Origin of the sequence: Streptomyces sp. NPDC052036, from assembly GCF_040680495.1 — a bacterium.
In the GTDB taxonomy this organism is placed as follows: domain Bacteria; phylum Actinomycetota; class Actinomycetes; order Streptomycetales; family Streptomycetaceae; genus Streptomyces.
On the sequence record NZ_JBFAWW010000007.1, the window covers coordinates 1 to 12,502 of the forward strand.

General features: G+C 72.5%; 11 protein-coding genes. 8 read left to right on the forward strand and 3 right to left on the reverse strand.

The window, feature by feature from the left end; genetic code table 11:
- The 5 genes from sucB to AB0L95_RS12560 form a co-directional block, all read left to right on the forward strand.
- Nucleotides 1-1,123, forward strand: a 1,123-nt coding sequence (gene sucB, locus AB0L95_RS12540; protein ID WP_365161033.1) for a 2-oxoglutarate dehydrogenase, E2 component, dihydrolipoamide succinyltransferase, incomplete at its 5' end; no start/stop codon positions are given.
- A 196-nt stretch (nt 1,124-1,319) separates the two neighbouring features.
- The gene (locus AB0L95_RS12545) at nt 1,320-1,943 is read left to right on the forward strand and encodes a GntR family transcriptional regulator (RefSeq protein WP_365161035.1); all 624 of its coding nucleotides are present in this window, start codon (nt 1,320-1,322) and stop codon (nt 1,941-1,943) included.
- Nucleotides 1,944-2,391: 448 nt separating this feature from the next.
- Nucleotides 2,392-5,133 (forward strand): pyruvate dehydrogenase (acetyl-transferring), homodimeric type, encoded by a 2,742-nt coding sequence (gene aceE, locus AB0L95_RS12550; RefSeq protein ID WP_365161036.1) that lies wholly within the window; start codon nt 2,392-2,394, stop codon nt 5,131-5,133.
- A gap of 95 nt (nt 5,134-5,228) precedes the next feature.
- On the forward strand, nt 5,229-6,203 hold the full coding sequence (locus tag AB0L95_RS12555) for a WYL domain-containing protein (protein ID WP_365161038.1): 975 nt from the start codon (nt 5,229-5,231) through the stop codon (nt 6,201-6,203).
- Nucleotides 6,204-6,260: 57 nt separating this feature from the next.
- Nucleotides 6,261-6,779: a DUF4240 domain-containing protein gene (locus AB0L95_RS12560; protein WP_365161472.1), complete on the forward strand. Its 519-nt coding sequence runs from the start codon at nt 6,261-6,263 to the stop codon at nt 6,777-6,779.
- On the opposite strand, the gene AB0L95_RS12565 is transcribed toward AB0L95_RS12560, so the two are convergent.
- Both AB0L95_RS12565 and AB0L95_RS12570 read right to left on the reverse strand, forming a co-directional pair.
- Nucleotides 6,769-6,981 (reverse strand): hypothetical protein, encoded by a 213-nt coding sequence (locus tag AB0L95_RS12565; RefSeq protein WP_365161040.1) that lies wholly within the window; start codon nt 6,979-6,981, stop codon nt 6,769-6,771. The genes AB0L95_RS12560 and AB0L95_RS12565 overlap by 11 nt on opposite strands.
- 196 nt (nt 6,982-7,177) lie before the next feature.
- Nucleotides 7,178-7,984 (reverse strand): peptidoglycan recognition protein, encoded by an 807-nt coding sequence (locus tag AB0L95_RS12570; protein WP_365161042.1) that lies wholly within the window; start codon nt 7,982-7,984, stop codon nt 7,178-7,180.
- A 186-nt stretch (nt 7,985-8,170) separates the two neighbouring features.
- Between AB0L95_RS12570 and AB0L95_RS12575 the strand changes: the two genes are divergently transcribed.
- A complete protein-coding gene (locus tag AB0L95_RS12575) occupies nt 8,171-9,355 on the forward strand; it encodes a MarP family serine protease (RefSeq protein ID WP_365161044.1) in 1,185 nt (394 codons plus the stop codon).
- Between the two features lie 53 nt (nt 9,356-9,408).
- Here AB0L95_RS12575 and AB0L95_RS12580 read toward each other — a convergent pair whose 3' ends face one another.
- Nucleotides 9,409-9,897 (reverse strand): GNAT family N-acetyltransferase, encoded by a 489-nt coding sequence (locus tag AB0L95_RS12580; protein ID WP_365161046.1) that lies wholly within the window; start codon nt 9,895-9,897, stop codon nt 9,409-9,411.
- A gap of 92 nt (nt 9,898-9,989) precedes the next feature.
- Between AB0L95_RS12580 and AB0L95_RS12585 the strand changes: the two genes are divergently transcribed.
- Both AB0L95_RS12585 and AB0L95_RS12590 read left to right on the forward strand, forming a co-directional pair.
- Entirely contained in the window at nt 9,990-10,892 is a 903-nt protein-coding gene (locus tag AB0L95_RS12585) for a TIGR01777 family oxidoreductase (RefSeq protein ID WP_365161048.1), read from the forward strand.
- A 218-nt stretch (nt 10,893-11,110) separates the two neighbouring features.
- Nucleotides 11,111-12,502, forward strand: coding sequence for an NAD(P)/FAD-dependent oxidoreductase (locus AB0L95_RS12590; protein ID WP_365161050.1), 1,392 nt, complete (start codon nt 11,111-11,113; stop codon nt 12,500-12,502).

Below are 12,502 nucleotides of genomic sequence, written 5' to 3' on the forward strand. Positions count from 1 at the left end.
CGTGCCGTTGCAGGGCCAGATGATGAGCGAGGCGTTCAACTCGGCGGTGCACATCAGCTTCGTGCCCGCCGCCGCCCCGGCCCCCGCTCCGGCTCCCGCGGCCCCCGCCGTTGCCGCTCCGGCTCCGGCTGCCCCGGCTCCGGCGCCCGCCCCGGTCACCCCCGTCCCGGCCGCCGCCCAGGCGACCGACGAGGGCGCGTACGTGACCCCGCTGGTGCGCAAGCTCGCCGCCGAGAACGGCGTCGACCTGTCCACCGTCAAGGGCACCGGTGTCGGCGGCCGCATCCGCAAGCAGGACGTCATCGCCGCCGCCGAGGCCGCGAAGGCCGCTGCGCCGGCTCCGGCCGCCGCTCCCGCCGCCGCCCCGGCCGCGAAGAAGGCTCCGGTCCTGGAGGTCTCCCCGCTGCGCGGTCAGACCGTGAAGATGCCGCGGATCCGCAAGGTCATCGGCGACAACATGGTCAAGGCCCTGCACGAGCAGGCCCAGCTGTCCTCGGTGGTCGAGGTCGACGTGACGCGCCTGATGCGTCTGCGCGCCCAGGCCAAGGACGCGTTCGCGGCCCGCGAGGGCGTCAAGCTCTCCCCGATGCCGTTCTTCGTGAAGGCGGCGGCCCAGGCGCTGAAGGCCCACCCGGTCATCAACGCCAAGATCAACGAGGCCGAGGGCACCATCACCTACTTCGACACCGAGAACATCGGTATCGCGGTGGACTCCGAGAAGGGCCTGATGACCCCGGTCATCAAGCACGCCGGTGACCTCAACATCGCGGGCATCGCCAAGGCCACGGCCGAACTGGCGGGCAAGGTCCGGGCCAACAAGATCACTCCGGACGAGCTGTCCGGCGCGACCTTCACCATCAGCAACACCGGTTCGCGCGGCGCGCTGTTCGACACGATCATCGTGCCGCCGGGCCAGGTCGCGATCCTCGGCATCGGTGCCACGGTCAAGCGCCCGGCGGTCATCGAGACCGAGGAGGGCACGGTCATCGGCGTCCGCGACATGACCTACCTGACCCTCTCCTACGACCACCGTCTGGTGGACGGCGCCGACGCCGCCCGCTACCTGACCGCGGTCAAGGCGATCCTGGAGGCCGGCGAGTTCGAGGTCGAGCTCGGCCTCTGAGCCTCTCCGGGCCGCCGACAGCCGGCCTGAACCACGGCGCCCCCGTCCGGACGATCCGGGCGGGGGCGCCGTGTTTGCCCGTTACAGCGGTGTGTAAGTCTCGTCTCACCTGCGGGAAAGCCCCCGCATGCGCCCTTCCCTCCCGGGCTCGCGGCCGTATTGTCTAAGCGTCGAACGCCCCGACTGAGGAGCCCTCATGACCGCGCCCGTCGTCCACTCGCTGCGCGAGCAGATCCGCGAGCACATCGTGGAGGGGATCGTCAGCGGGCGCTGGAAGCCGGGCGAGCGGATCGTGGAACGGCGGATCGCCACCGAGCTGGAGGTCAGCCAGACACCGGTCCGGGAGGCACTGCGGGAGCTGGAGTCGCTGCGGCTGATCGAGTCGGCGCCCAACAAGGGTGTACGGGTGCGCAATCTCACGGCCGCCGACCTGGAGGAGAGCTACCCCGTCCGAGCCGGTCTGGAGGCCATCGCGGCGGAGCTGGCGGCCGGACGCCTGGCGGAGGACTGCTCGGCCCTGGAACCGCACGTCATGGCCCTCTACGAGGCGGACCGCAGGGCGGACGGCACGGCGCAGGTGCGGCACACGGTGGGCTTCCACCGGGAGCTGGTGCGGGCGGCCGGGAACTCGGTGCTGCTGCACACCTGGGAGGGGCTGGGCATCGAGGTGTTCACGGCCCTGTCGATCCGCTGGCTGGGGACGGTGCAGCAGTCGTACGCGGAGGAGCACGAGGAGCTGGTGGCCGCGTTCCAGCGGCGCGACCCCCGTATCGCGGAGATCGTGAAGGCACACGTCCTGGGATGCGCCCCGCGCGCCTAGGAAGCAGTACTTGCGGACCCGGAAGGTCCGGACCCTGCGGACCGGAAAGCCTGGACCCCACAGACCCGCGAAGCCGGTCCCCGTGGGCCCGGAAAGCCCGGACCCCAGGGACCCGGAAAGCCGGACCCCACGGACCCGCGAAGCCATGTCCTTCGACCCGTGCGAAAGCCGGTCCCGATCACCGGAGCATCTCCCCGCTCAGACGCACGCGGACCTGCGAAAACCGTAGAAGAACGCGACACTCGGTGTCTCGTTCGAAGGCACGGCGTGCCGACTTTCTCGAAATCGAGAGGTTTTGGCCCTCGACCTTTTGATCGATCATCGATCGGGGGGTTACAGTCGCCGACGGACTTCCACCGAAGTCCATCGCCCTGTCCTGCCAAAGACCAAGGGCACCCCCTGACCCTTACCGATGAGGGAACCCCCTTCGACTGAGGAAGGCGGCGACATGACCGACCCCAACGCCATCCAGCCGAGCGAGCTCGACCAGCTCCCGGACCGCGACCCCGAGGAGACCGCCGAATGGCAGGCCTCCCTGGACGCCGTCACCAAGGCGGCCGGGCCGCACCGTGCCGCGTACCTGATGCGCCGCACACTGGAGCGCGCCGAGGGCACCGGCGTCGCCCTGCCGAAGCTCCTCGAGACGGACTACCTGAACACCATCCCGACCGCCGCCGAGCCGGCTCTGCCCGGTGACGAGGCGATGGAGGCCCGGATCACGGCCTGGAACCGCTGGAACGCGGCCGCGATGGTGACCCGTGGCAGCAAGTACGGCGTCGGCGGTCACATCGCCACCTTCGCCTCCGCCGCCTGGCTCTACGAGACGGGCTTCAACCACTTCTTCCACGGCAAGGAGGGCGATGGTTCCGGCGACCAGCTGTACATCCAGGGCCACGCCTCCCCCGGCATCTACGCCCGCGCCTTCCTCGACGGCCGGCTGAACGAGCACCACCTCGACAACTTCCGCCAGGAGGCCGGCGGCAACGGTCTGCCCTCCTACCCGCACCCGCGCCGTCTGCCCTGGCTGTGGGAGTTCCCCACCGTCTCCATGGGTCTCGGCCCGCTGTCGGCGATCTACCAGGCGCGCTTCAACCGCTACCTGACGAACCGCGGCATCAAGGACGTCTCGGCGTCCCATGTCTGGGCCTTCCTCGGCGACGGCGAGATGGACGAGCCGGAGTCGACGGCCGCGCTCGCGCTGGCCGCCCGTGAGCAGCTGGACAACCTGACCTTCGTCATCAACTGCAACCTGCAGCGCCTCGACGGCCCGGTCCGCGCCAACTTCAAGATCGTGCAGGAGCTGGAGGCCCAGTTCCGCGGCGCCGGCTGGAACGTCGTCAAGACGCTGTGGGGCAGCGCCTGGGACGAGCTGTTCGCCCTCGACACCACGGGCGCGTTGGTACGCCGGCTGCGCGAGGTACCGGACGCGCAGGTCCAGACGTACCAGACCCGCGACGCCGCCTACATCCGCCAGGACTTCTTCGGCAAGGACCCGGCGCTCGTCGAGATGGCGAAGCTGCTGACCGACGACAAGATCCTCGACTGCTTCCACTTCTCCCGCGGCGGTCACGAGCCGCGCAAGGTGTACGCCGCCTACAAGGCCGCCCTGGAGCACAAGGGCGCCCCGACGGTGATCCTGGCGCAGACGGTCAAGGGCCACACCCTCGGCACGGGCTTCGCGTCGAAGAACGCCAACCACCAGATGAAGAAGCTGACGGTGGACGAGTTCAAGGAGATGCGCGACCGCCTGGAGCTGCCGATCTCCGACGCGCAGTTCACCGACGGCGTGGTGCCCTACGGCCACCCGGGCGCCGACTCCCCCGAGGTCCGCTACCTCCAGGAGCGCCGCGCGGCCCTCGGCGGTCCGGCCCCGGCCCGCCGCGTCCACCCCCTCGCGCCGCTGCCCGCGCCCGCCGACAAGGCCTTCGCCGCCTTCGACAAGGGCTCCGGCTCGCAGAACGTGGCGACCACCATGGCCTTCGTCCGCCTGGTCAAGGACCTGGTCCGCGACAAGGAGACGGGCAGGCGCTGGGTGCCGATCGTCCCGGACGAGGCGCGCACCTTCGGTATGGAGTCGCTCTTCCCGTCCCTCGGCATCTACTCGCCGAAGGGCCAGACGTACGAGCCGGTCGACCGTGACCAGCTGATGTACTACAAGGAGGCCAAGAACGGCCAGATCCTCAACGAGGGGATCACCGAGGCCGGTTCGATGGCCGACTTCATCGCCGCATCGTCGTCGTACGCGACGCACGGCGAGGCGATGATCCCGTTCTACATCTTCTACTCGATGTTCGGCTGGCAGCGCACCGCCGACCAGATGTGGCAGCTCGGCGACCAGCTCGGCCGCGGCTTCCTCGTCGGCGCCACGGCCGGCCGTACGACGCTGACGGGCGAGGGCCTGCAGCACGCCGACGGCCACTCCCCGGTGATCGCGGCCACCAACCCGGCCGCGCTGAGCTACGACCCGGCCTTCGCGTACGAGATCGCCGTGATCGTGAAGGACGGTCTGCGCCGTATGTACGGCGAGACGGCGCCGGGCGAGGACCCGAACGTCTTCTACTACCTCACGGTCTACAACGAGCCGCTGCCGCAGCCGGCGAAGCCGTCCGGCCTCGGTATCGACGAGGGCATCGTCAAGGGCCTGTACCGCTACAACACGGCGGAGTCGGCGGGCCTGTCCCCCATGTCCCCCGAGCTCTCGACTTCGCTCGAGCAGGGAGGTGCCCCCAACGCCCCGCGCATCCAGCTGCTGGGCTCCGGCACCGCGATCCACTGGGCGCTCGACGCGCAGAAGCTGCTCGCCGAGGAGTGGGGCGTGGCCGCGGACGTGTGGTCGGCGACGTCCTGGGGCGAGCTGCGCCGGGACGCCCTGGAGGCGGACGCGGCACTGCTGCGGGGCGAGGAGCGTGTGCCGTATATCCGGCAGGCGCTCCAGGGCGCCGAGGGCCCGGTCCTCGCGGTGTCCGACTACATGCGCCAGGTCCCTGACCAGATCGCGCAGTGGGTGGAGCAGGACTACTCCTCGCTGGGCGCCGACGGCTTCGGCCTCTCGGACACCCGTGAGGCGGCCCGCCGCCACTTCGGTGTCGACGCCCCGTCGATCGTGGTCGCGGCCCTCGCCCAGCTCGCCCGGCGCGGCGAGGTCAAGGCGACGGCCGTCAAGGAGGCCCGGGAGAAGTACGGCCTGTAAGGGCCGGTGACGAGGTACGACGAAGGGGTACGGCAGCTGCCGTACCCCTTCGTCGTACCCCTGGCGCTGTCGGTGGCCGGAGGCATGATGGCGGCATGCGTGCCGCTCGTCTGATCACCATGGTGCTGCTGCTCCAGTCCCGGACCTCGATGACGGCGGCCGAGCTGGCCCGTGAGCTGGAGGTGTCCGAGCGGACCGTCACCCGGGACGCGCAGGCCCTCGCTCAGGCGGGGGTCCCGGTGTACGCGGACCGCGGGCGGGCCGGGGGCTACCGGCTCCCGGGCGGTTACCGCACCCGGCTGACCGGGCTCGCACGCGGCGAGGCCGAGGCGCTGTTCCTCAGCGGGGTGCCGGGCGCGCTGCGCGAGATGGGTCTGGCGGACGCGGCCTCCGCGGCCCGGCTGAAGGTGTCGGCGGCTCTCCTGCCCTCCCTGCGCGACGCCTCCCGTACGGCAGCGCAGCGGTTCCATCTGGACGCGCCCGCCTGGTTCACGGACCCGGAGACCCCGCCGCTGCTGCCAGAGGTCGCGGAGGCGGTCTGGGACGACCGGCGGATCACCGCGCGCTACCGCAGCGGCGCACAGGAGGTGGAGCGGGAGCTGGAGCCGTACGGGCTCGTGCTCAAGGCGGGGGTGTGGTACCTGTGCGCACGGGCGACGCAGGCCGGGGTCTTCCGGGTGTACCGCGTCGACCGCTGCACGGCCGTGGACCCCGGGGCGGAGCGGTTCGCACGGGACGAGGGGTTCGATCTGCCGGCCTTCTGGGCGGAGCAGGCCGCGCGGTTCGCGCGCTCCCTCCTGCGGGCCGAGGTCGTGGTGCGGCTGTCCGAAGAGGGCCTGCGCAGGCTGCCGTACGCAGTGGATCCCGCGTCGGCCCGTGCGGCACTGGCGGCCGCGGGCGACCCGGACGGGCAGGGGTGGGTGACGGTGACCCTGCCGGTGGAGTCCGAGGAGGTCGCGCACGCACAACTCACGGCGCCGGGGCCCGAGGTCGAGGTGCTCTCGCCCCCGGGACTGCGCGCCCTGTTCGCGCGGGACGCGCTGCGGATCGCCCGGCTCTACGGCCGGTGAGATCAGGCCGCACTCCGCGTGCGCCTCACCCGTCGAGGGCCGATGCTGGTTCCCGTGATGGACGAGACGGAGTTCTGGGAGCTGGTGGACGCGAGCCGGGAGGCCGCCGGGGGCGACCCCGAGGAGCAGGCCGACCAGCTCGTCGAACGGCTGCTCCAGCTGGACCCGGACACCGTGCTGGACTTCGCCCGTCACTTCGAGTGCCGCTACAACCGCGCCTACCGCTGGGACCTGTGGGGCGCCGCCTGGGTGCTGCTGGACGGGGCGAGCGACGACGCGTTCGACTTCTTCCGGTGCTGGCTGATCGGCCAGGGCCGGGAGGTCTTCGAGGGAGCCCTGCACGACCCCGACGCGCTGTCGGGCCTGCTCGGGGACTTCGACGAGGAGGTCGACGGGGACGGCGAGGAGCTCGGCTATGCCGCGGACGAGGCGTACGAGCAGCTCACCGGGAGCGTGGCGCCCGACCTGGGCATCCCGCCCATGGCCTCCGAGCCGGAGGGGACGCCGTTCGACCTGGAGAACGAGTCCGCGCTCGCCGAGCGGTACCCGAGGCTGTGGGACCGCTTCAAGGGCTGACCCGGAAGGACTGACCCGGATCCCGGCCGGACCCGGCCGTGTGGTGCAGTGGCGCCCGGTTGGCCTGGTCGAGGGCGGACGCCGTGGCCGCGGCCGGCCCGAGCACGACGGTCGCCACCGCGCAGACCACCGTCCAGGGGTTGCGCACGGCCCCGGCCCAGGTGCGTGTCCTCTTCGTCTCCGTACGGCTGACGCCGCTCATGATCCCCACCTCCGGTCGGCTTTCGCGCCCGACCGTAGGGCGCGGGGATCGGAGGAAGCTGCGCTTGGCCTGTGGGGGGCCTGTGGGCCTCGCGGCGGGACGGGTGCGCCCCGTCCCGCCTCGCGGCGGGACGGGGCGCACCCGCGGGCCGTGCGGCGCCGTGAAGGTGCGTTCCTGGGCCGCGGGGCCGGAGCGGTCACCGTCGGCCCTGCAGATGGGCCGCCCGTTCCCTGATCGCCGGGAGGAGGGCGCTGAGGGCCGCGCCCGGGCAACTGGTCGCATAGCCGTCCCGGTGGGCCGCGAGGGCGGGCAGCATCACGGCGGCGCCCTCCTTGTAGAGGCTCTTGCCGCTGCTGGAGACGAGCCGGACCTTGGTGCGCGGGTCGATGTCCGCGAGGCCCAGTTTCCACGCGGCCACGGCGGCGATCGCGTCGGTCATGGCCCGGGGCACGGGCACGCCCGCCGTGAAGGTGCCGATCGCGGCGATGCCGGCCGTGCGGTGGTTGAAGCCCAGGGTGTGGGCGCCGGTGACGGGACGTTCCACGCCGCCCGCGCGGCCCTCGTAGATCGTGCCGCAGCGGTCGACGAGGAAGTTGTAGCCGATGTCGTCCCACCGCCGGTTGCCGATCTGGCCCGCGTACAGCGCCCTGATGATGCGGGGCACGTCGGCGCAGGCGTAGCGGTTGGGCGAGTCGGTGTGGTGCACGAACACCGCGATGACCTTGTCGTCGTAGCGCGGCGGCGGCTGGCCCGGCAGACCCCCGCCGCCCGCCCAGGTCGTCCGCGGCACGATCCGCGGCCTGGGTGCCTGGTGCAGCACGGCGGACCGGGCCTCGACCGGATGCGGGCGCAGGAGCGCCGCCGTCTGCTCGACCCGGGACGCGCACGTCATCAGGGTCAGGGAGGCGGCGAACCCGGGCAGACAGCCGAGCAGCAGCAGGGTGGTCCCCGGAACCCGTACGCGCCGTGGTCGCACCAGCCCGGCTCTTGGCAAGACACGCATGGCCCCACTTTCGGCCGCTCCTGCCGCCTAGGCGATGTGCGCTGTGCCACCTGGCGGAACCATTGTCCCGGTCCGGGACGTTTCTACAGGTCGACGCGCGTGACTGCTTTTCGGGCGGCCCCGGCGCGCGGCTGATCACTGGGCTCCTGCGGCGCGTACTAAGGGGTCCTAGAGAAAGGCGGCTTCGTGGACCTGCTCGACATCCTGCTGATGCTGGTCATCCTGGCCTATGCGGCGTCCGGCTACCGGCGCGGACTGGTGGCCGGCTGTGTCTCCCTGGCCGGCTTCGTGGGCGGGGCCGTCATCGGTGTGTGGATCCTGCCGTGGGTGATGGACCTGGTGGCCCGGGGGACGACGGCGGCGACGGTCACCGCGGTGTTCACGGTGCTGGTCCCGGCCGTGCTGGTCCACGAGCTGGCGGGGCGCCTCGCGCTGAAGCTGCGCCGCGAGCTGGACCACGGGCCGCTGCGGGTGGCCGACGGGATCGGCGGCGCGGCGGCCAATACGCTGGCCGTGCTGATCGTGGCGTGGGTGGCCGCGAGCGTGCTGGGCGCCTCCTCCTCCCCGCTGGTCACGGACTCGATCCGGGACTCCCGGCTGCTGGGCTCCGTGCAGAACGTGATGCCGGACACCACCCCGGCCTGGTTCTCGCACGCCACGACCGCGCTCGCCCAGGCGGGCTTCCCCCAGGTCTTCAACCCGTTCGAGAACGAACCGACGGCCGGGGTGCCCAAGCCCTCGGGCGACGACGTCACCCCGAGCGCGACGAACGCCGCCAAGTTCAGCACGGTGAAGATCGAGGGCGCCGTCGGCACCGAGGGCCGTGAGGGCAGCGGCTTCGTGTACGCGGCACGGCATGTCATGACCAACGCCCACGTGGTGGCGGGCATCGATCACCCGACGGTCCGCGTCGGCGGTGTCGGCCCGTCGTACACGGCCCGGGTGGTGCTCTTCGACCCGGACCGGGACGTGGCCGTGCTGTACGTGCCGGATCTGCACGCGCCCGTGCTGCGCTTCGACGGCGAGGCCAAGCGCGGCGACGCGGCCGTGGTCGCGGGCTATCCGGAGGACGGCGATCTGACGCTGCGGGCCGCCACGGTCGCCAGCCGGCTCCGGGCCACCGGCCAGAACATCTACAGCTCGGACACGGTCACCCGGGACATCTACTCCATCCGCTCCACCGTGCTGCCCGGCAACTCCGGCGGCCCGCTGCTCACCAAGGACGGCCGGGTCTACGGCGTCGTCTTCGCCCGCTCCACCTCGAACCAGGAGACGGGCTACGTGCTGACGGCGGACGAGGTCGCGGGCGACGCCGGGCGCGCGGCGCATGCCACGGCACCGGTGGACACGGGCGACCTCGTCACGCCGTAGGAGCTCGGGAACTCAGAGCCCCGGCGCGCGGATACGTCCGCCGGGGCTCACGCTCACAGGAACATGCCCATGAGCACGTCGTCGACGTACTTTCCGTCGAGCAGGAACTCGTCGGGCAGGATCCCCTCCACCGTGAACCCCTCGGACTCGTACAACCGCCGGGCCGGGGCGTTGTGTCCGAGGACGCGCAGGGTGAGGCGTCGGGCTCCTCGCCGTCTCGCCTCCTCCTGAGCGGCCCGCAGCAGCGCCCGGCCGGCCCCCGTGCCACGGGCCTCGTCGGCGACGGCGAGCCCCCGGATCTGCAGGACGTGCGTGTTGCACGCCAGCGACGTCGGGAAACCGAGCCGGAGATAGCCGACGACGGCGCCGTCGAGTTCAGCCACGAGGTGGTCGCGCGGCCCGGACCGATCGGAGAAGAAGGGGTCGTACGGCGGCTCGGGGCGCGGCTGTACGGAGTGCAGCGGGGACCAGGCGGCACGGTCGAGGCGACCGAGCACGTCCTCGTCGTCGGTCGTGGCGGGGCGTATGCGGGGAGCGGACATGCGGTCACTGTACGGCCGGGGCACGACGATCCGTCCTGCGCTTTTCAGGGCGCCGGGCGGGTCGGGCGGGACGCACGGGGCAGGATGGGCGCATGGAACGTTCCCGAATCGCCGTGGCCGGTGCGTCCGGTCTGATCGGCAGTGCCCTGGTGCGATCGCTGACCGCGGACGGACACGAGGTGGTGCGTCTGGTGCGGCGCTCGGCCCGGGGCGAGGACGAGGTCTGCTGGGACCCCGAGGGGCAGTACGTCGACGCGGCGGGGCTCATCGGGTGCGACGCCGTGGTGAACCTGGCCGGGGCCGGCATCGGCGACCACCGCTGGACCGACGCGTACAAGAAGACCCTCCGCGACAGCCGGGTGCTGGGCACGGCGGCGCTCGCGGAGGCGGTCGCCTCGCTGCCCGAGCCGCCGCGGGTGTTCGTGAGCGGCAGCGCGATCGGCTACTACGGCGAGACCGGCGACCGGACGGTCGACGAGACGGCACCGCCCGGGGACGGCTTTCTGCCCTCGCTGTGCGTGGAGTGGGAGGAGGCCGCCGCCGCGGTGCAGGAGGCCGGCGTGCGGACGGTGTTCGCGCGGACGGGGCTGGTGGTGGCCCGCGAGGGCGGGGCCTGGGGGCGGCTGTTCCCGCTGTTCCAGGCGGGGCTCGGCGGGCGCATGGGGGGCGGCCGGCAGTACTGGTCGTACATCGCGCTGCACGACGAGGTGGCGGCGCTTCGCCACCTCATCGACCGTGAGGACCTGTCCGGGCCGTTCAACCTGACGGCCCCCGAGCCGCTGACGAACGCTCAGATCACCGCCGCCATGGGGCGTGTGCTGCGCCGCCCGGCGCTCTTCCCGGTGCCCGCCCCGGCCCTGCGGCTGGCTCTGGGTGAGATGTCCGGGGATGTGCTCGGCAGTGCGCGGGTGGTGCCCGAGCGACTGCTGGAGTCGGGGTTTTCCTTCGCGTTCCCGGGGATCGAGGAGGCACTGCGGGCCGCGTTGCAGCGGTAGCGGACGGCGCGGTCACGAGGGTTCGGCGGGGTGCGGGAGGCGCGGGAGACCAGGGATCGCCGAATTCGACCGTATGCGACCGCCGTGCGACCGTGCTCTGTTGATGCGCGACTACACGTGACCGTTCACGGACCTACGCTCGATCCGAACTCGGGTATTTCACCAGCCAGTTGGGGGCATGACGTCTCCACCGGCCGCACAACCTCGAGGAGGGGCACGTGCTACAGCCCGTGTATCAGGCGGACGTCGTCATCGTCGGCGCCGGGGTCGCCGGCCTCGCGGCGGCCCATCGGCTGACCAGCGCAGGAATCACCACCGCGGTCCTGGAGGCCGCCCCTTACGTCGGCGGGCGCATGTCGACCGAGAAGGTCGACGGCTTCCGGCTCGACCGGATCGGACAACTGCTGTCCACCGCGTACCCCGAACTGCACTTGACGCCGGGGCTCGACTCCCTCGTCCTCCGCTCCTTCGCACCGGGCGTCCTAATACACAGCGAGGGGCGCCGGCACCGGGCGGGCGCCCCCGTGGGGGGCGGGGGCGCAGGGGGCGCACGGACGGCGCTGAGCGCCGTGCGCGCCCTCGCGGCCGTTCCCCGTACGGCGTCCGCGCCCCGGCCGGTGAGCGGAACGGGCCTGGGCCGCACGGCCCGTTCGCTGGCGAACGGATCGCGCGCGGCCGGCATCGTCGCGCCCCTGAGGCTCCGCGCCGAGCTCGCCCGGATCGCCACGACGCCCGTGGAACGGCTGCTGGCCCGGCCCGAGTCCGCCGCCCGGCACGCGCTCGCGGCGCGCGGGATCCCCGCCCGTGCCGTCGACGGTTTTCTCCGCCCCCTGCTCGCCGCCCTGTTGTGCGACCCGGAGCTGACCACGTCGAGTCGCTGCGCCGATCTGGCGCTGCGCTCCTTCGCGACCGGCCGGCTGTGCATGCCGGAGGGCGGAGCGGACGTCCTGCCGGAGCTGCTGGCCCGGGCGCTGCCGCCGGGCACCGTGCACACCGGGGTGCGCGCCACCTCCGTCTCCACGACCTCGGTGACCACCGCGGAACACGGTGAACTGCGGTGCCAGGCCGTGCTGCTGGCCACCGACGCGTCCGCCGCCGCCGAGCTGCTGCCGGGGCTGCGCGTGCCGGACTTCCATCCCGTCACCGTCGTCCACCACACCATGGAGGAGCCGCCGTCGACCGGTGCCTCGCTGCTGCTGGACGCGGACCGCGACGGTCCCGTGGCCCACACGGCGGTCGTCAGCCTGGTGGATCCGTCCCGGGCGCCCGTGGGCCGCGCCCTGGTCTCCTCCACCGTCCTCGGCATGCCCCCCGACGACGTGGACGGTGCCGTACGGGCCCATCTGGCGCGGCTGTACGGCACCTCGACCACCCGCTGGGAGACGCTGGCCGTGCATCACACCGCGCGGGCCGTACCCGCGATGCGGCCGCCGCACGATCTGCGGCGGCCGGTGCGGCTGCTGGCCGGGTTGTACGTGTGCGGCGACCACCGGGACACGAGTACGGTCCAGGGCGCGCTGCACTCGGGCCGCCGGGCCGCGTCCGCCCTCCTCGCGGACCTGGGTGCGGGCCCGACCCGGCTGGCGGACCCGCTGCCCACGGCGGCCTGA